The following is a 17,650-nucleotide window of genomic DNA, read 5'->3' as shown; positions in this document are numbered from 1 at the left end:
GGGAGGCGGGAGAGCCGGACGGCGGCGTGGAGGGCGCGCGATGAAGTTTCGTCGCCCCGCGTATGAATGAAACAACCCCAAAACGGCGTCCCCGCCGTTTTCGCCAAAAAGTTTTGGAGAGTCCAGAGAACCTTTTTCAAAAGGTTCTCTGGCCGCCGGAGGCATTCCCCTCCGGCCTTCTCACCAAAGGGAGGCAACAATGAGAGAGATTCAGGTCAGGGACGTGATCGACGCGGTGGCGGCCATGTGCATCAAGGCCAACACCGAGCTGCCCGATGACGTCCGCGCCAAGCTGGAGCAGGCCATGGCTGCGGAGACATCCGCATCGGCCAAAGAGGTCCTGCGCCAACTGCTGGAGAACGCCGATCTGGCCAGGGACACCAAGCTGCCCCTGTGTCAGGACTGCGGGCTGGCGGTATTGTTTGTCGAGGTGGGTGACGGTGTGCGTGTGGTGGGCGGCAACCTGCGCGAGGCCATCAACGCGGGCGTGCGCAAGGGATACGCCGACGGCTTTTTGCGCAAGTCGGCCTGTCATCCGCTGACCCGGGCCAACACCGGCGACGGCACCCCGGCCATCATCCACTTTGACATGGTGCCGGGCGACACTTTGAAGCTGGTCTACATGGCCAAGGGCGGCGGCAGCGAGAACATGAGCCGCGTGACCATGCTCTCCCCGGCCCAGGGCTGGGAGGGCGTCAGAAAATTCGTCATCAACCGGGTGGCCGAGGCCGGACCGAACCCGTGTCCGCCCACGGTCATCGGCATCGGCATCGGCGGCACCTTTGACCATGCGGCCAGGATCGCCAAGAAGTCGCTCATGCGCCGGTTGGACGACACGCATCCCGACCCGGACATCGCCGCCAGGGAGCAGGAGCTTGAGGACGCGCTCAACGATCTGGGCATCGGCCCCATGGGCCTTGGCGGCAAGACCACGGTGCTCGGCGTCAAGATCGCCATGGAACCCTGCCATCTGGCGAGCCTGCCGCTGGCGGTCAATGTGCAGTGTCACTCCCAACGTCACGAGGAGGTGGTGCTCTGATGGCTGAATACACGTTGAACACGCCGCTGACCGATGCGGATGTCGAGCAATTGCGGGCCGGGGATGTCGTCTTTTTGAACGGGATCATCTATTCCGCGCGCGACGCGGCCCACAAGAAGCTTATTGAACTGCTCGACGCGGGCAAGGAGCTGCCCTTTGACCTCAAGGGCGCGGCCATCTACTACGTCGGCCCCAGCCCGGCCCCTCCGGGCCGTCCCATCGGCTCTGCCGGCCCCACCACCAGCTATCGCATGGACACCTACGCGCCGAGGCTGCACAGCCTGGGCATGAAGGCGTCTATCGGCAAGGGCAAGCGCAGCGACGAGGTCAAGGAGGCCATGAAGCAGTACAAGGGCGTCTACTTCGGGGCCACGGGCGGCGCGGGTGCGCTGCTCTCCAATTCCATTGTCGAATCCACGGTCATCGCCTTTGACGAACTGGGTCCGGAAGCGATCCGGGCCATGAAGGTCAAGGACTTTCCGCTGCTTGTGATCAACGACTGTTTTGGGGGCGAATTATACGTCAAACCCAAGCTTGACACAGCCGGATAATTGATTCACCAAGGGGCTGGGCGGCGCTGTCGCCCGGCCCTTTTTGCCCGCTGTGTGGGCGCAATTCCGAGATCGCAGAGGTTTTCTAGTCATGGAAAAGGCGTATGTTGGACAGATGGACTGTCGGGACCAGGACCACAATCAAGAGAAGATCTACACGCCGTTCCCCGGTGCGGACGAGAAGTATGACGACGGTTCCGACTGGCGGCTCTACAACCCTGACAAATATCGTGACCCCAGCTGGTCTCCGGACAAGGAATAGCATTCAAGGGGCGTAAGCCCCTTTTCCTTTTCCTGCCTGCCCTTGGCTGCGCGTTGCGGCATTCGTTTCGAGCCGCGACTGCCCGGCTGTCTTCAGGGCGGGCGCGGTTTCGCGCCGCATCCACGGACTGTTCGATACCCTGCGTCCACCCCTTGCCAGTGATTTCATTTCAGAGTATCCCTCCACATTTGGAGGAAACAGACAATGGCCGAAATGTTCGCCCGGCGCATGGGCACCGTTCACCGTTCTTTCATCCGCGAAATCCTCAAAGTCACTGCCAATCCTGAAATAATCTCCTTTGCCGGCGGCCTGCCCAACCCGGAGCTGTTTCCGGTGGCGGCCATGGGCAAGGCTGCCCACGAGGTGTTCTCGAACATCGGGGCGTCGGCCCTGCAATACTCCACCACCGAGGGCGACGCCGGGCTGCGGGCCATCATCGCGCGGCGCTACAGGGAGAACCGGGGCCTTGTCGTGGACCCGGACTCCATCCTCATCACCACCGGCTCCCAGCAGATCCTGGACATCGTGGCCAAGGTCTTCATCGACCAGGGCGACAAGGTGGTCATCGAGCGGCCCGGCTATCTCGGGGCCATCCAGGCGTTTTCCCTGTTCGAGCCGGAGTTTGTCACCGTGTCCCTGGAGCCGGACGGGCCGAACCTCGACGAGCTTGAGGCGGCGTTCCGTGACGGGGCCAAGTGTTTCTACTCGGTGCCCAACTTCCAGAATCCGTCGGGCGTCAGCTATTCGCTGGCAAAGCGCAAGGGGGTGGCCGAGCTGCTGGACAGGTACGACGTGCTCTTCATCGAGGACGACCCCTACGGCGAGTTGCGTTTCATGGGCGAGGACCTGCCGAGCATCTATTCCTTTTGCAACAAGCCCGGCATCCTGTGCGGCTCGTTCTCCAAGATCGCGGCTCCGGGCTTTCGCATCGGCTGGCTCGTGGCCGGGCAGGCCGCCTACGACAAGCTGGTCATCGCCAAGCAGGCCGCGGACCTGCACACCAGCACCGTGGCCCAGGCCATCATGCGCCGCTACCTGGAGACCAACGACATCGAGAGCCACGTGGCCCTGATCCGCGAACGCTACGGCTACCAGCGCGGGGTCATGGTGGAGATGATCCGGCAATACTTCCCGTCCTGTGTCACCATCATCGAGCCCGAGGGCGGCATGTTCCTGTGGGCGACCATGCCCGAGGGGTTCTCGTCCATGGACCTCTTTGATGTGGCCATCAAGGACAAGGTCGCCTTTGTGCCCGGCAGGCCGTTCTATGTGGACGGCACGGGCGAGAACACCATGCGCCTCAATTTCTCCAACTCGGACGAGGCCAGGATCGAGGCGGGCATCAAGCGCCTGGGCAAGAGCATCGAAGCCTTTTTGGAATAACGGCCCTGGCCGCCGGGGGACGGGCGCGGCCTGAAGCAGACAAGGAATACAGCATGTCACAGCATATCGTAGTGATCGGCGGCGTGGCCCTGGGGCCCAAGGCCGCCTGCCGCTTCAAGCGGCTTGAACCCGGCTCGAAAGTGACCATGATCGACCAGAGCGCGCTCATCTCCTATGGCGGGTGCGGCATTCCCTACTATGTCTCGGGCGAGGTCTCCGAGGCGCGCGAGCTGAGCACCACCAGTTTTCACATGGTGCGCGACGTGGAGTTCTTCAAGGAGGTCAAGGGCGTGGACGTGCGCACCCTGACCAGGGCCACGCGCATCGACCGGGAAAACAAGCAGGTCCACATTCAGGACGTGACCAGCGGCGTGACTTCGGTCCTCGACTACGACAAGCTGGTCATCGCCACGGGCGCGACCCCGCGCAGGCTTAATCTGCCGGGCGAGGATCTGGCCGGGGTCAGCTCTGTCTGCAACCCGGACGACGCCACGCGCATCCGCGAGGGCATCTCCAAGGGCGAGGTGGGCAAGGCGGTCATCATCGGCGCGGGCTTCATCGGCCTTGAGATGGCCGAGGCCTTTGCCGACATGTGGGGGGTGGAGACCAGCGTGGTGGAGATCACCGGCCAGCTCATGCCCAGGCTGGTCAGCCCGGCCCTGGCCGCCATGGCCCGGAAGCACATGGAGGAGAACGGGGTCGAGTTCTATTTTGGCGAGTCGGTCAAGGCCATCGAGGGCGAGGATGGCCGCGTCACCCGCGTGGTCACGGACAAGCGGACCCTGGAGGCGGACGCGGTGATCATCGCCGCGGGCGTGGTGCCCATCTCGGATCTGGCGCGCGACGCGGGACTTGCGGTCCATGACCGCGGCGGCGTCTTTGTTGACGAATTCATGCGCACCAGCGACCCGGACATATATGCAGGCGGCGACTGCGCCATCGTCAAGCATCTCATCACCGGCCAGCCCGTGTTCCTGCCGCTGGGGTCCATGGCCAACCGCCAGGGGCGCGTCATCGGCACCAACCTGGCTGGCGGCGACGCCCGGTTCGACGGCGTGGTCGGCTCCTTTGTGGTCAAGCTCTTCGAGACCTCCCTGGCCGGGACCGGCCTGAGCCTCGAAGCGGCCCTGGCAGCCGGGTTCGATGCCGTGAGCGTGCTCCTGGTCCAGCTGGACAGGGCGCATTTCTACCCCACCAAGGAGCTGATGACCCTGGAGATGATCGTGGAGAAGACCACCCGCCGCGTGCTCGGGGTCCAGGGGTTCGGCAGCTCGGGCGACGCCATGGTCGGGCGCATCAACGCCGTGGCCGCCATCCTCAGGCATCAGCCCACGGTGGACGACATCTCCAACCTGGAGATGGCCTACGCCCCGCCGTTTGCCTCGGCCATGGACGTGCTCAACTCCCTGGCCAATCTGGCGGACAACGTGCTGCTCGGCATCAATCGCGGGGTCGGCCCGGACGGCTTTGCCGAGCTGTGGGACCAGCGCGACAACGGCTCGTGTTATTTTCTCGATTGCCGCGAGGAGGCGGACGCCGGGGAGTATCTGGCCCGCAATCCCGGCCAGTGGCACAACATCCCCCAGGGCAAGCTGCGCGAGCGGCTGGCCGAGGTGCCGCGCGACAGGCCCGTGGTCCTGGTGTGCAACACCGGCGCGCGCTCCTACGAGGCGCAGATCATCCTCGACGAGCAGGGGTTCGGCAACGTGGTCAATGTCCAGGGCGGCATGGCCGCCATCAGGAAATACGGGATCGACCTCTAATCGGCATCGGCCAGCGGATAAAACGTGCGTTTTCTGATCGTTGACGACGACGAGAGCATCCAGCTCTACCTCCAGGCGGTCCTGGCCCCGTTTGCCCGCTGCGACGGCGCGGCCAGCGGCGAGGCCGGGGTGGCCGTGTTCGACGGGGCCCACGCCGCGGGCGATCCCTACGACGTGGTCATGATGGATATCCTGATGCCGGGCATGGACGGCCATCAGGCGGCGGAAACCATGCGCGCCCGCGAGGCCGCGCTGGGTGTCGGCCCCTTGCAGGCGTTCAAGCTGGTCATGATCACCTCCCTGGTGGACGATGCCAACGTCAGCCGGGCCTTTTTCCAGGCCCACGCCACCTGCTACCTGGTCAAGCCCTTTGACAAGGCCACGATCCTGGACGAACTGCGGGAGAATCTCATTCTCTGACAGGGAGAGATGGGATAGACCGGACATTACGTCCGTGGCTGATATCGTGTTGCCGAATTGGTTTATCTGTGGTATCGGCCAACCACGTGGCAGGGGGCCTTTCTGGTGACCTAAACTGTCCATTTGAGAGTTTTCAAGAAAGCCAAATCCATGACCCGGTTCAGCGGCAAGAGGCCTGCGTTCACGGTTGTTGATGAATTGGACCTCACACAAGAGGAAGGTGCGTGATGGGCTGGGTAATTGCTATCCTTGTGGTTGTTTATTTGATCGTAATGTGCATCATTGCGAACAGGGAAAACGTCAATCCGTATCAGCTAACGCTGCGTCAACCTCGGCCCGCACCAACGCGTCCCGAACCGAAGGAGTGATGTAGATGACTTTGTTTTTCGCCGCCGTGAGGTGGGGGCGTACTCAGAATTAGGGGGACACCATACCTATTTACCAGGAAATCGTTTCTTGACGGCGAGGTAGTTGAAGCAATCGAAGGAGTGATTCATAAGCACGAAAGAACGGGAAGGCCGTTGGGGAACCTGGCTTTTTTTGATCGCATCTTATCTCTTACCGGACTTGATATGCGGCCCCGAAAGCCAGGGCGGAAGAAGAAAGTCAGCTAGGTGTCGTTGTAAAGTCCCCTTTCATAGGGCCAGTTAACGGTAGAGACTCCCGACAGTTTTCGGGGGGGTTGCCCAGAGGGCAGGGGGTACCCCCTGCCCTCTGGGCAGCAAAATTTATCGGCGACATATTCCCCAGGGATTCATGAGGACGTCCCTCGTTGTACTCACGGATAAAGTCCTCCGTAATGGCCCGAACTTCGCTCAGGCTGTTGAACACGTACAAATCAAGCACTTCTTCTCTGTAGGTCCGGTTGAACCGCTCGATGTATGAGTTCTGGGTGGGCTTGCCAGGCTGAATGAACTCCAGATTCACGCCATGCGATTCTGCCCAGGCCGCCATGACAGTCCCCGAGAACTCCGGACCATTGTCCATTCGCAACCTTTCGGGATAGCAGCCACGCTCTTCGGCGACCCGATCCAGCACCCTTACCACTCTTCCTGCTGGCATATTGGTATCGATTTCCACGGCCAAGGCCTCACGGTTGTAATCATCCACAGCGTTGAAAGTCCTGAAGACGCGACCGCTGTAAAGGGTGTCCCGCATGAAATCGATCGACCAGCAATGGTTTGGCGCAAGCGGCTGGGCCACTGCCGTCCGAGAGGCTTGCGGAAGCCGCTTCTTGGCCTTGCGCTTCAGGTTCATTTTCAAGAGGCAGTAAACCCTCCAAACCTTCTTGTGGTTCCAGGGCTTGCCCTGCTGTCGAAGGACGTTGAAAAGTTTACTGAAGCCCCATGTAGGCTTTTTCTCGGCCAGTTCAGTCAAGGCTGCGATGACATCGCTATCGTCCCGCGGGTGCGGCTTGTAGGCGTAGTAGCTCCTACTGATGCCCATGGCCGCGCAGGCCTTGCGCGAGCTCAGCTCAAACGCGTTGACCATGTGCGTGACAACTTCCTTGCGTTGAACTGGCCTCAGAGTTTTTTTTCGATTACATCCTTGAGCGCCATGTTTTCCAGGCTGAGGTCGGCGAACATCTGCTTGAGCTTACGGTTCTCCGCTTCGAGATCCTTCATCCGTTGGATATCGGATGCCTCCATGCCGCCATACTTTGACTTCCACTTGTAGTACGTGGCGCTGCTCACGCCGTGCTCGCGGCAGACATCGACGACAGTCCGTCCGCCTTCCACTGCCTTCAGGATCTTGACGATCTGGTACTCACTGAACTTCGATTTACGCATACAAAACTCCTGTCCCATTTTGGGCCAGAAGTCTCTACTTGGCAATGGACCTAGTTTACGGGGACTTTACATCGTCACTAATTTCCAGCAAGAAATAGGTATGGTGTCCCCCTAATTTCGAAGAGTTTTCAAGCAAACTTCAACAGATCAAAGGCTCCCGCACCAAGGGGTACATGGTTACAACTAATAGTTTTCAAAAAGCAGCGCTAACTCTTGCTAGAAATCTAGGAATCGGCTTAATTCGAGTAATGCCTGACAGCCAAGTGAAATTTCTAATGTACCATATGACGCCACAACTTATTGAAGACATTCGTAGAGGATTTCCAAAACGCACACAGCTTGGCTTAACAGATCAATCATACATATCCGAAAACGAGACCACTTACTTCACAGACTCAGGATATTGCTTCTACTCACTTGAACAGATGGTTGGCCATTATTTGGAACAAAGCTTCATTTCCAATGGCTAGGAAAGACACCCCCTAAATTGCTATATATCGAGGGGTATAAACTAGCGTTGAAAGCTCCACTTTATCCTCAAGACCTCGTTCACCTGCTGCGTCTATGATTCTCTTCTTCTCATCGTCCTCTAAATTTGGTCCTAAAACTATACGATTAATAAGACGATGAAGATCAAATCCAACCTTGATCCCTTCATCTGGGATTTGCACGCCGAACTCTGATGCCAACCTTAATGATATAGTCAAACGAAATTCCTTTTCCCAGCTAAAAGCCATATGCTTGCAATAAAAAATGCCTAGCATCGACCGCCTTAGTTTTTCTTTCGAAAGATCAACATACTCAACAGGACCACCTCGGAGAACTTCGATGCCATACTCAGGCTTCAGCCTAAATGGTTCCGCTGAAAGTGATATAAGTTCAGGAGTGGTGCATATAGCTACTCCTTTTCGAGACTGAGCATATAGCTTCCACATAGCATCGCTTTCATATGATGACCGATGCCAGCAACTAATCTTTGTCATGCGTCGCAAATCGGCAAAAGCCCTTTCAAGAGGCTCAACACCTTTGTTCGTTTCATCATTTTCAACTGCTGGGTGAGTAATAGTAGCAGCTCCTTCAAATATATCCTCAAATTGAGACGCGGCTGCGTGGTAAAGAGAAGATGACTCCAAGAAATCGACGAATCGATCAGTAGAAAAATATCTCCAGAGAGTCTCGCCCCAAATAACCTTACCGTCTTGAATTTCTTCCATATTTCTTAGTGTCTCTTTCAGTAGTAGCTTTAATTTCACTGTGCATCATTTCACCAAGCCTTAACACTGAAGATATGTATGTACAGAGATAGTATTCACCTGACACCGCCGCCCCTGGCGGGGTGAGTTCCGCGGCTTCTTCGGTTTCCGTTTCCTTGCCTTTCACGAATTAGAGGGACACCATACCAATTTCTTGACATCTGTCACATGCGAAGTATCAAAATCAGATATTTCTAAAACCGCCAACCGGAAAGGGGGACAGCCTGTATGGCCGTCCCCCTTCTTGTTTCAATGGATGAACTCCAATCAGATGCGGCCTTCCTCCACGGCGTGGCAGGCCACTACCGAGCCGGTGGGCAGGGTCAGGCGGGCCGGGATGTCGCGCCTGCACCGCTCGCCCACGTGGGGGCAGCGGCCATGGAAGACGCAGCCCGAGGGCAGGTTGATGGGGGTGGGCACGTCGCCGGAGAGCTTGACGTGGTCGTGGGCCCGGCCACCGAGGCGGGGGATGGCCGAGAGCAGGGCCTGGGTATAGGGGTGGCGCGGGCTGGTGAAGAGCTCCCTGGCCGTGGCCAGCTCGCAGACGCAGCCCAGGTACATGACCGCCACGCGGGTGGAGATGTGCTGGACCACGCTCAGGTCGTGGCTGATGAACAGGTAGGTCAGGCCGAACTGCTCCTGGGCGTCCATGAGCAGGTTGAGAATCTGCGCCTGGATGGAGACATCGAGCGCGGCGATGGGCTCGTCCGCCACGATGAACTCCGGGCCCACCACCAGGGCGCGGGCAATGGAGATGCGCTGGCGCTGCCCGCCCGAGAACTCGTGGGGGAAGTTGCTGGCCCAGACCGGGTCCACGCCCACCTGGAGCATGACCTCGGCCACTTTTTTCCTGACATCGCTGGCCGTCATTCCCGGGTTGTGGAACCGCACCGGCTCCTCAAGGATCTGGCGCACGGTCATGCGCGGGTTGAGGGACGCGTACGGGTCCTGAAAGACCATCTGCATGCGGGTGCGGTAGGGGAGCATGGCCGTGGAGCCGAGGTTGTCGATGCGCTTGCCGCGATAGAGAATCTCGCCCCGGTTGGGCTGGTACAGGCCCATGACCGTGCGCGCCAGGGTGGATTTGCCGCACCCGGACTCGCCCACCACGCTCAGGGTTTCGCCGGGCTGCACGTCCAGGGACACCCCGTTGACGGCCTTGACCACGGTCCGCTCGCGGACGATCCTGCCGCCCTTGAGCCTGAGCTGGTCAAGCATCGAGCCGGAGATGTCGAAGTGCTTGTCTATGTCCTTGATTTCCAGGATGGGATTCATGGTCATCTGCCTCCTTCGCGGACAAAGCAGGCGACCTGCGCCCCGCGGGGGCTCTCGAAGAGCACGGGCACGTCGCTGGCGCATCGTTCGATGCGCTCCGGGCAACGCGTCTGGAAAGGACACCCGGCGGGCATGTCGAGCAGCGAGGGCATCATGCCGGGAATCTGGTTGAGCCGCTTTTTGCCGCCCGCCATCTGGGGCAGCGCCTTGATCAGCCCCTGGGTGTAGGGATGCTGGGGGTTGTCGATGATCTGCCGGGTGGGGCCGACCTCCACCACCTTGCCCGCATAGAGCACGGCGATGCGCTGGGTGACCTCGGAGACCACGGCCAGGTCGTGGGTGATGAGGATCAGGCCCATGTTCTCGGTCTTGCACAGCTCAAGGAGCAGATCCATGATCTCGGCCTGGATGGTCACGTCAAGGGCCGTGGTCGGCTCGTCGGCGATGATCAGGCTCGGGCTGGTCAAAAGCGATATGGCGATGACGATGCGCTGGCGCATGCCGCCCGAGAACTCGTGGGGATACTGGGTCAGCCGCTTTTCCGGCGAGGGGATGTAGACCTTGCGCAGCTTGTCCAGACAGATGGCCTCGGCCTCCTTGTCCGACACCTTCATGTGGGCGTGGATGGTCTCCTTCATCTGGGTGCCGATGGTCAGGACCGGGTTGAGGGTCATCATCGGGTCCTGGAAGATCATGGCGATGCGGTTGCCCCGGATCGTGCGCATCTTCTCGTAGGGGAATTTGGCGATGTCCTCGCCCTTGAAGATGATCTGGCCGTCGGTGATCCGGCCCGGCTTGGAGATGAGATTGATGATGGAGAAGCCGAGCACGGATTTGCCCGCCCCGGACTCGCCCACGATGCCGAGCCGCTCGCCCTTGTGTATGGTCAGGCTGACGTTGCGCACGGCCCGGACAATGCCGGAGCGCAGGGCGAAGTCCACCCGCAGGTTCTTGATTTCAATGAGTGGTTCCACGATCTACCCCTTGTACAGTTTGGGGTTGAGGAAGTCCCGGAGCCAGTCGCCAAGGAGGTTGATGACCAGGATCAGGGTGACGAGCAGGATGCCGGGGAAGATGGTGATCCACCACGAGCCGGAGAATATGTACTGGAAACCCGCCGTGATCAGCGAGCCCAGCGACGGCTTGGTCACCGGCATGCCAAGGCCGAGGAAGGAGAGGGCGGCCTCGCTCATGATGGCGTTGGCCACCTGCACGGTGGAGATGACCAGCACCGGCGAGAGGGTGTTGGGCAGGATGTGCCGCCACATGATGCGGATGCGCGGCAGGCCGATGACCCTGGCTGCCTCCACGTATTCCTTCTTGCGCTCGGCCAGCACCGAGGCGCGCACGGTGCGCGCGTATTGCGGCCACTCGGCCAGGCCGATGATGACGATGAGCAGCGGCACGGCCACCTTGTTGTACCCGGCCACGCCGAATATGGTCTGGACAATGGCCCCGATGAAGATGGCGACCATGTAGGTGGAGAAGGACAATTGCACGTCGGCTATGCGCATGAGGATGGTGTCGAGCCGTCTGATATAGCCGGAGAGCAGGCCCACGATGATGCCGATGAATGCCTGCAGACAGACCGCGCCCACGCCGATGAGCAGCGAGACGCGCATGCCGTAGAGCATGGTGGACAGGATGTCGCGGCCCTGGGCGTCGGTGCCCATCAGAAACTTGGCGTTGCCGCCCTCTGTCCAGGCGGGGGGAATCTGCGCATCCATGACGTTGATGGTGCGCGAGTCGTAGGGATTGTGCGGGGCGATGACCGGCGCGGCAAAGGCCGAGAACACCAGCAGCGCCAGGATGATGAAGCTCCCCAGCGCCACGGGGTCGCGCAGGAAGCTGTGGAGCATGTAGGATTCCTTGAAACGGTTCCATCTGGCGCGCATCACTTCCTCCCCGCCACGCGGACCATGGGGTTGACCAGTCCGTAGATGATGTCCACCGCCGTGTTGACGAGCACGAAGACAAAGCCGACGAAAACGAGATAGGCGACCATGAGCGAGGTGTCGGACCGCTCCACGGACTCGATGAACATGGAACCCATGCCCTGCCACTGGAACACGGTCTCGGTCAGGATGGTGAAGGCGACCATGATGCCGAGCTGCACGCCGCCCACGGTGATGACCGGGAGCAGCGTGTTCTTGAAGGCGTGGACCCACCAGATGCGCCGGGGCCTGAGCCCCTTGGCCCAGGCGTACTTGACGTACTCGCTCTCAAGCACCTCCATCATTTCCGAGCGGATGAGGCGGATGAAGAGCGGGAGCATGATGGAGGAGAGGGCCACGGACGGCATGATCAGGTGTTGCAGGCCGTCCCAGGTCACCAGCCCGCTTTCCCACCAGCCGAACAGGAGCACGGTCTCGCCCCGGCCAAAGGAGGGGAGCCATTTCAGCTCCACCGAGAAAATGTAGATGAGCAGGATGGCCGTCAGGAAGACCGGCATGGACACGCCGACGGTGGACACGCCCATGACGATCCGGCTCAGGAGGCTCTTTGGCTTGATGGCCGCGTAGATGCCGAGCGGCACGGAGAGCAGGGTGATGATCAGCGCGGCGCAGAAGACCAGCTCCAGGGTGGCCGGGGCCTTTTTGAGGATGACCTCCGTTGCCGGCTTCTTGAAGAAATAACTGAGCCCCAGGTCTCCCTTGGCCGCAGCGCCCAGGAATCGGACATACTGGACCAGGAAGGGGTCGTTGAGACCGAGCTGTTCACGGATTTCAGCCCGCTCGGCAGGGGTGACGCGCTGGCCCACGAGGTCGCGGACCGGGTCGCCGAAGTTGTGTTTGATGGCGAATCCGATGCAGCTGATGATCAGCATGACGATCATCGCCTGAAGGATTCGTTTGACTGCGAATGCGAACATGGCTTCTCGTTTCTTGCTAGGCGTTTTTGCGATGCGGCTCCCGGATGGGCTGCATCCCGGGGCGCTGGCGCGGCCCCAAGTGTTGCGTCAAAGGGGAACCCCGGTCCAGCCAGGGTTCCCCTTAGTTCTCTTTTACGTCGTATGCAAGTGCGGCCCGAAGGCTACTGGATGATCAGGTCTCCGAAGTACGGGAAGTCCATGACGTTCACGATTTCCTCGGTGTTCATGTTCTTCTTGGAGGCCCAGGAGAGGTTCTGCCAGTGCAGGGGGATGTATCCGGCCTCGTCGGACTGGATCTGCTCCACTTCCTGGAGCATGGCGGCGCGCTTGGCCGGGTCGGTCTCGGTCTGCGCGGCCAGGGTCAGCTCGTCCACCTTGGCGTTGCAGTAGTTGCCGGAGTTGTACTGGCCGTAGCCGGTCTCGGCGTTGCGGCACATGGACAGGAACTCGTAGAAGTTTCCGGAGTCCTCGGTGTCCGCGTGCCAGCCGATCATCTGGATGTCGGCTGCCTGGGCGTCGTACTCGTCCCAGTACTGTGCCTTGGGCATGGTCTTGAGGCTGATCTTGATGTTGATCTTGGACATCATGGACACAAAGGCCTCGGCGATCTGGGCATCATTCACGTAGCGGTTGTTGGGGGCGATCATGGTCGCCTCGAAACCGTCGGCCATCCCGGCCTCGGCCATCAGGGCCTGGGCCTTTTCCAGGTCAAAGCGGGGGGTCAGCGCGGGGTTGTGGCCCACATAGCTGGCCGGGCTCATCTGGCCTGCGGCGGTGGCGAAGTTGTTCATGATCTTCTCGACCACGCCATTGTTGTCATAGGCGTAGTCCATGGCCAGACGGACCTTGGGGTCCTTCAGGGCCGGGTTGCGCTCGCCATTGAGCTGGAAGGTGATGATGCGCGTGCCGGACATGGTGACAAGCTTGATGTCCGGGGCGCTGCCGAGATGGTCCAGATCCTGGGGCGGCACGGGGTTGATGAAGTCCACGTCGCCGGAGAGCAGGGCGGCCACGCGGGTGGCGTCGCTCTTGATCGGGGTGAGGACGATCTCCTCCACGTTTCCGCTCTTGTCCCAGTAGTCGGCAAAGCGGGTGAACACGGTCTTGACGCCCTGCTCGCGGGAGGTGACGGCGAACGGGCCGGTGCCGGACTCGTTGTCGTTGGCAAAGGAGTAGTCGGTCTTGATGATCAGGTCCTTGGGCTTGCCCTTGTCATCTGTGCCTGTGTAGAATTTCTTGTCTATGGGGAAGAGGTAGGTGGCCATGTTCAGCACCAGGCCATAGGGCTTGGAGGTGACGAGGTCCACGGTGTAGGGGTCAATGATATTGGCGGCCACGAAAGGCTCGAAGAGACCCTTGTAGTCGTCGCTCTTCTTGAGGCGGTCCAGGGTGAAGGCCACGTCCTCGGCGGTGAATTCGTTGCCCGAGTGGAACTTGACGCCCTTGCGCAGGAAAAAGCGCATGGTCAGGTCGTCGATGCGCTCCCATTTCTCGGCCAGGCGGGGCACGAAGTGCATGTCCTTGCTGTCATAGCGGACCAGCGGGTCGAAGACCATGTGGGAGAGCTGGAGCATGCCGCCGGAGAGCTGGACATGCGGGTCGAGCGACACCGGGTCGGCGTCAAAGGCGAGTTTGAGGGTCACTTTTGCGGGGGCGGCAGGGGTCTCGGGGGCGGCTTTCTCGGCCTGTTCCTTGGGCTCGTCTGCGCCGCACCCGGCCAGCAGCAGGGCGCATAGGGCGGTGGCGAGAATGAACAGGGAGAAGGTGCCGGCGGATTTCATCGACGACAGTTTCATAGGGGTTCCTCCATAAGTGAAATAATACGCCAAACGGGGTGGGCGTAACCAAACCTCTCCATGCCCCCGACGCAGCGGGCCGTGCGTATTGCGCACGCGGCCAGGGGTTTGCCTTGGCCGGGCAACGCTGTATAAGGGGCTGACGAAAACATGAAATGAATACACGCTTCGCAGGATTTTAACAATAGCGGACACGTTGTTTGTGCAAGGAGCATCGGGAGAATAATGTTCAGGAAAATGTTTTTAAACAGTTGTTTTGTGCTGGTTGTTTTTCTTGTGGCCGGTTGCGCCGCGTCCTACGGTCCGATCACCCGGCCAGGGCCGTCGAAAGTTCTTGCGCTGGATGACGGTTTTGATTTTTCCGTGACCATCGAAAAGGGGCAGGTGCTCGCCCTGGTCATGCCGCAGCCGAGGAACGGGCACACGCTCACGGGGGCCGCGTTCGATCCGGGCGTGCTCCGGCTGGACCACTACCTGGAGTATGACGAGGGCGGGCGGCGCGCCCGGTACATGTTCACCACCCTTGAGAACGGCCTGACGGACGTGCTGATCAGGATGGAGCCCGCGGGCGGCGGGAGTGCGCAGGTCTACAAGCGGGTGAGCGTCAACGTGGGCACCGGGACCAGCCTGTTCTGACCGCTCAGGCGAACCGCTGGGCCGTCTTGGTCAGGGTGAAGTCGAGGAGCGAGGCCCCGTCCATGACGGCCTGGACCAGGGCCAGCGGGCTCAAGTAGCCCGCGCGCCAGTCGCAGGTCATGGTCACGGTGTCGCCCTCCATGGCCGCCTCCCGGATCAGGGGGCGGATGTCCAGTTCCCTGGTTCCTTTCCTGGCCTGTCTCGTGATCAGCCACTGGTCCCTGGCCAGGAATGCGGCCCATTGGGCCATGCGCCCGGCCACGTTGTCGAGCACGCGCAGTGCATACGTTTCCTCGACGGGCTGGGGCTGGCTCTTGCCCATGGACAATCGTTCGACCCGTAGGGGGGCAAGCCCCAGGGGCATGGCCCGGCGCAGCCCTTCGAGCACGTTCTCGGGGTCGAAATCCTGGCGCAGGAAGACGTTGATCCACTCCTCCCGGCTCGACACGCCCACTGGCAGGGCCATGCCGAACGAGAGCTTGGGCATGGGGTGGAACCCGGCGGAGAAGCTCAGCGGCAGCCCGGCCCGGCGCAGGGCGCGCTCGAACACGGCCTGCAACTCAAGCTGGCTCAGGTAGGCCGCTGGTCCGGTCTTCTCGTACCAGATGCGAAAATGGGAGCCCCGGACGGTCAGGTCCGGCTTTTCCACCGAATAGGGTGGCTGTTCGCCCTCCTGGTCGCGCCCGGCAAAGACGAGCCTGGGCCGGATGTCCTTGTGGCGCTGGGCGGTCAGGGTCGAGACATGGTCGTCATGGCCGCACACCCCGCAGTTGCGGCAGGCGGCGTAGCGACAGTCTTCGGTCACCTTGCCCGCCAGGGCGCGCTTGCGCTCGGTCAGCAGAAACCCCCGGGTCAGGCCGCAGGAGAGGTGATCCCAGGGCAGGGGGGCTTCCGGGTCGCGTGGCCCGGTGTACTCGTCCCAGGAGAGGCCCAGTTCCTCCACGGCCCGTTTGTACGGGGCAAGGGAGAGGTGGTCCTTCCAGCTGGAGAAGAGCGCGCCCTCGCGGTAGGCCCGCTCGACCACCTCGGCCAGCCGTCGGTCGCCGCGCGAAAACAGCCCTTCGAGGGTGGTCATCTCTGGTTCGTGAAATTTCAGATTGATCCGCTTGTGGGCGCGGAACCGGTCGCGCAGGTAGCCGATGCGCCGGTATATTTCCGCATAGGGAAGCTGCGGGTCCCACTGGAACGGGGTCTGCGGCTTGGGCACGAAGGGCGATACCGCCGCCGTGACCTGGAGCCGCTTGATGTGCCAGCCCGCCGCGTCGCGCACCTTGATGCAGAGATCGACGATGGCGTCCAGGTCCGCGTCGGTCTCGGTGGGCAGGCCGATCATGAAGTAGAGCTTGACCCCCTGCCAGCCGTTCTCGAAGAGCAGGCGGACGTGCTCGACCAGTTCCGCCTCGGTCACGCCCTTGTTGATGACATCGCGCAGCCGCTGGCTGCCCGCCTCCGGGGCCAGGGTGGCGCCGGTGCGCCTGATGGACGAGATGCGCTCCATGATGGGCGCGGACAGCGAGCCCACGCGCAGGGAGGGGAGCGAGATGGATATCTGTTCGGCGGCGCATTTGTCGAAGCTGCGGGTGAAGAAGGTGTCGAGCGCCGAGAAATCGCCTGTGGACAGGGAGAGGATCGAGGTCTCCTCGTAGCCGGTCTCGGCCAGTCCCCTGGTCAGGATGTCGTCCAGGGTGTCGAGCGAGCGTTCGCGCACCGGGCGGTAGATCATGCCCGCCTGGCAGAACCGGCAGCCGCGCGTGCAGCCGCGCGCGATCTCCATGGTCAGCCGGTCGTGGACAGCGCCATAGGGCACGGCGGTGCGGCGCGGGAACGGGGCTGCGTCAAGATCGTCCACCACGGCCTTTTCGACCGTCTCGTATCCCGCCACCAGCGGCTTGAGCGGCAGGCCCGGCCCTTGATCCTCGAAAAAAGACGGCACATAGACGCCGGGGATGTCGATCAGTCCGCGCAGCAGTTGCGCCCTGGATTCTCCGGCCTCTCGGCTCTGCTCGATGCGGGCCAGGATGGCGGGCAGGGCTTCCTCGCCGTCGCCAAGGACCATGGCGTCGAAGAACGGGGCCACGGGCTCGGCGTTGAAGGTGGAGCCGCCCCCGGCGATGATCAGCGGGTGGTGCTCGTCGCGCTCTGCCGAGCGCAGGGGGATGAAGCCCAGGTCGAGCATGTAGAGAACATTGGTGTAGCACAGCTCGTGGGTGAGGCTGAAGGCGATGGCGTCCATCTTGGCCAGGGGGGTGTCGGATTCCAGGGTGGCCAGGGGCGCGCCGTGGCTGCGCAGGATGGCCGCCGTCTCTTGGCACGGGGTGTAGACGCGCTCGGCCCAGAACCCTGGATGGGCGTTGACCGCCTCGGAGAGGATTTTCTGCCCCAGGTAGGACATGCCCACTTCGTACATGTCGGGAAAGGCGAGGGCGCAGCGCACGGTCACGGTGGCCGGGTCCTTGAGCACGGCCCCCCATTCGCTCCCGATATAGCGGGAGGGGCGGGGCAATATGGGCAGCAATTCCTTCATGTTCCAAGAGCCTCGCGCGGGTTTCAATGAAAAGCGGAGCCGGTCCGTTCAGGAACCGGCTCCGCTTCCCTGGTGTGTCGGATCGG

The 17,650-nt window shown here is 61.4% G+C and carries 14 protein-coding genes and 1 pseudogene; 7 read left to right on the top strand and 8 right to left on the bottom strand.

Going from position 1 to position 17,650, the window contains the following annotated elements:
- The first annotated feature begins 199 nt into the window (after positions 1 to 199).
- The 6 genes from DAES_RS10400 (at position 200) to DAES_RS10375 (ending at position 5,418) form a co-directional block, all read left to right on the top strand.
- Positions 200 to 1,039 carry a fumarate hydratase gene (locus tag DAES_RS10400; protein ID WP_013514983.1) on the top strand — a complete coding sequence of 280 codons (840 nt, stop codon included), beginning with the start codon at positions 200 to 202 and terminating at the stop codon, positions 1,037 to 1,039.
- Positions 1,039 to 1,590 (top strand): Fe-S-containing hydro-lyase, encoded by a 552-nt coding sequence (locus tag DAES_RS10395; RefSeq protein WP_013514982.1) that lies wholly within the window; start codon positions 1,039 to 1,041, stop codon positions 1,588 to 1,590. The genes DAES_RS10400 and DAES_RS10395 overlap by 1 nt, the downstream gene beginning before the upstream one ends.
- A 115-nt stretch (positions 1,591 to 1,705) precedes the next feature.
- Complete coding sequence (locus DAES_RS17805) at positions 1,706 to 1,852, top strand: hypothetical protein (RefSeq protein ID WP_173358447.1); 147 nt, start codon at positions 1,706 to 1,708, stop codon at positions 1,850 to 1,852.
- Between the two features lie 204 nt (positions 1,853 to 2,056).
- Positions 2,057 to 3,235 (top strand): aminotransferase-like domain-containing protein, encoded by a 1,179-nt coding sequence (locus DAES_RS10385; RefSeq protein WP_013514980.1) that lies wholly within the window; start codon positions 2,057 to 2,059, stop codon positions 3,233 to 3,235.
- 53 nt (positions 3,236 to 3,288) lie between these two features.
- Positions 3,289 to 4,998 carry an FAD-dependent oxidoreductase gene (locus DAES_RS10380; RefSeq protein ID WP_013514979.1) on the top strand — a complete coding sequence of 570 codons (1,710 nt, stop codon included), beginning with the start codon at positions 3,289 to 3,291 and terminating at the stop codon, positions 4,996 to 4,998.
- Positions 4,999 to 5,022: 24 nt separating this feature from the next.
- Complete coding sequence (locus tag DAES_RS10375) at positions 5,023 to 5,418, top strand: response regulator (protein ID WP_013514978.1); 396 nt, start codon at positions 5,023 to 5,025, stop codon at positions 5,416 to 5,418.
- A 714-nt stretch (positions 5,419 to 6,132) separates the two neighbouring features.
- On the opposite strand, the pseudogene DAES_RS10370 reads toward DAES_RS10375, so the two are convergent.
- From DAES_RS10370 to DAES_RS10340, 7 genes and pseudogenes are all read right to left on the bottom strand, one after another.
- A pseudogene (locus DAES_RS10370) lies at positions 6,133 to 7,208 on the bottom strand (IS3 family transposase); the annotation flags it as partial.
- A gap of 482 nt (positions 7,209 to 7,690) precedes the next feature.
- On the bottom strand, positions 7,691 to 8,422 hold the full coding sequence (locus tag DAES_RS17355) for a DUF2971 domain-containing protein (protein WP_013514976.1): 732 nt from the start codon (positions 8,420 to 8,422) through the stop codon (positions 7,691 to 7,693).
- Between the two features lie 306 nt (positions 8,423 to 8,728).
- Positions 8,729 to 9,736, bottom strand: coding sequence for an ABC transporter ATP-binding protein (locus DAES_RS10360; protein ID WP_013514975.1), 1,008 nt, complete (start codon positions 9,734 to 9,736; stop codon positions 8,729 to 8,731).
- Positions 9,737 to 9,738: 2 nt separating this feature from the next.
- Positions 9,739 to 10,710 (bottom strand): ABC transporter ATP-binding protein, encoded by a 972-nt coding sequence (locus DAES_RS10355; RefSeq protein ID WP_013514974.1) that lies wholly within the window; start codon positions 10,708 to 10,710, stop codon positions 9,739 to 9,741.
- A gap of 3 nt (positions 10,711 to 10,713) precedes the next feature.
- Positions 10,714 to 11,631, bottom strand: coding sequence for an ABC transporter permease (locus tag DAES_RS10350; protein ID WP_013514973.1), 918 nt, complete (start codon positions 11,629 to 11,631; stop codon positions 10,714 to 10,716).
- Positions 11,631 to 12,608 (bottom strand): ABC transporter permease, encoded by a 978-nt coding sequence (locus tag DAES_RS10345; RefSeq protein WP_013514972.1) that lies wholly within the window; start codon positions 12,606 to 12,608, stop codon positions 11,631 to 11,633. Before DAES_RS10345 ends, DAES_RS10350 begins: the two co-directional genes overlap by 1 nt.
- Before the next feature lie 161 nt (positions 12,609 to 12,769).
- The gene (locus DAES_RS10340; RefSeq protein WP_013514971.1) at positions 12,770 to 14,404 is read right to left on the bottom strand and encodes an ABC transporter substrate-binding protein; all 1,635 of its coding nucleotides are present in this window, start codon (positions 14,402 to 14,404) and stop codon (positions 12,770 to 12,772) included.
- A gap of 258 nt (positions 14,405 to 14,662) precedes the next feature.
- Between DAES_RS10340 and DAES_RS10335 the strand changes: the two genes are divergently transcribed.
- Positions 14,663 to 15,040: a hypothetical protein gene (locus tag DAES_RS10335; RefSeq protein WP_157864846.1), complete on the top strand. Its 378-nt coding sequence runs from the start codon at positions 14,663 to 14,665 to the stop codon at positions 15,038 to 15,040.
- A 4-nt stretch (positions 15,041 to 15,044) separates the two neighbouring features.
- Here the strand turns inward: DAES_RS10335 and DAES_RS10330 are convergent, their stop codons facing one another.
- Positions 15,045 to 17,564, bottom strand: a complete 2,520-nt coding sequence (locus DAES_RS10330; RefSeq protein ID WP_013514969.1) for a TIGR03960 family B12-binding radical SAM protein — start codon at positions 17,562 to 17,564, stop codon at positions 15,045 to 15,047.
- Positions 17,565 to 17,650 lie beyond the last annotated feature (86 nt).

The sequence above is a fragment of the Pseudodesulfovibrio aespoeensis Aspo-2 genome, from assembly GCF_000176915.2.
Taxonomy (GTDB): domain Bacteria; phylum Desulfobacterota; class Desulfovibrionia; order Desulfovibrionales; family Desulfovibrionaceae; genus Pseudodesulfovibrio; species Pseudodesulfovibrio aespoeensis.
The sequence above is the reverse complement of the archived record's forward strand: the minus strand, read 5'-3'. Positions and strand labels throughout refer to the sequence as shown.

Coding starts and splice junctions, on each gene's coding strand:
- DAES_RS10400 (WP_013514983.1), top strand. CDS start 200: ATGAGAGAGATTCAGGTCAGGGACGTGATCGACGCGGTGGCGGCCATG.
- DAES_RS10360 (WP_013514975.1), bottom strand. CDS start 9,736: ATGAATCCCATCCTGGAAATCAAGGACATAGACAAGCACTTCGACATC.
- DAES_RS10345 (WP_013514972.1), bottom strand. CDS start 12,608: ATGTTCGCATTCGCAGTCAAACGAATCCTTCAGGCGATGATCGTCATG.
- DAES_RS10380 (WP_013514979.1), top strand. CDS start 3,289: ATGTCACAGCATATCGTAGTGATCGGCGGCGTGGCCCTGGGGCCCAAG.
- DAES_RS10330 (WP_013514969.1), bottom strand. CDS start 17,564: ATGAAGGAATTGCTGCCCATATTGCCCCGCCCCTCCCGCTATATCGGG.
- DAES_RS17355 (WP_013514976.1), bottom strand. CDS start 8,422: ATGGAAGAAATTCAAGACGGTAAGGTTATTTGGGGCGAGACTCTCTGG.
- DAES_RS10385 (WP_013514980.1), top strand. CDS start 2,057: ATGGCCGAAATGTTCGCCCGGCGCATGGGCACCGTTCACCGTTCTTTC.
- DAES_RS10395 (WP_013514982.1), top strand. CDS start 1,039: ATGGCTGAATACACGTTGAACACGCCGCTGACCGATGCGGATGTCGAG.
- DAES_RS10340 (WP_013514971.1), bottom strand. CDS start 14,404: ATGAAACTGTCGTCGATGAAATCCGCCGGCACCTTCTCCCTGTTCATT.
- DAES_RS10350 (WP_013514973.1), bottom strand. CDS start 11,631: ATGCGCGCCAGATGGAACCGTTTCAAGGAATCCTACATGCTCCACAGC.
- DAES_RS17805 (WP_173358447.1), top strand. CDS start 1,706: ATGGACTGTCGGGACCAGGACCACAATCAAGAGAAGATCTACACGCCG.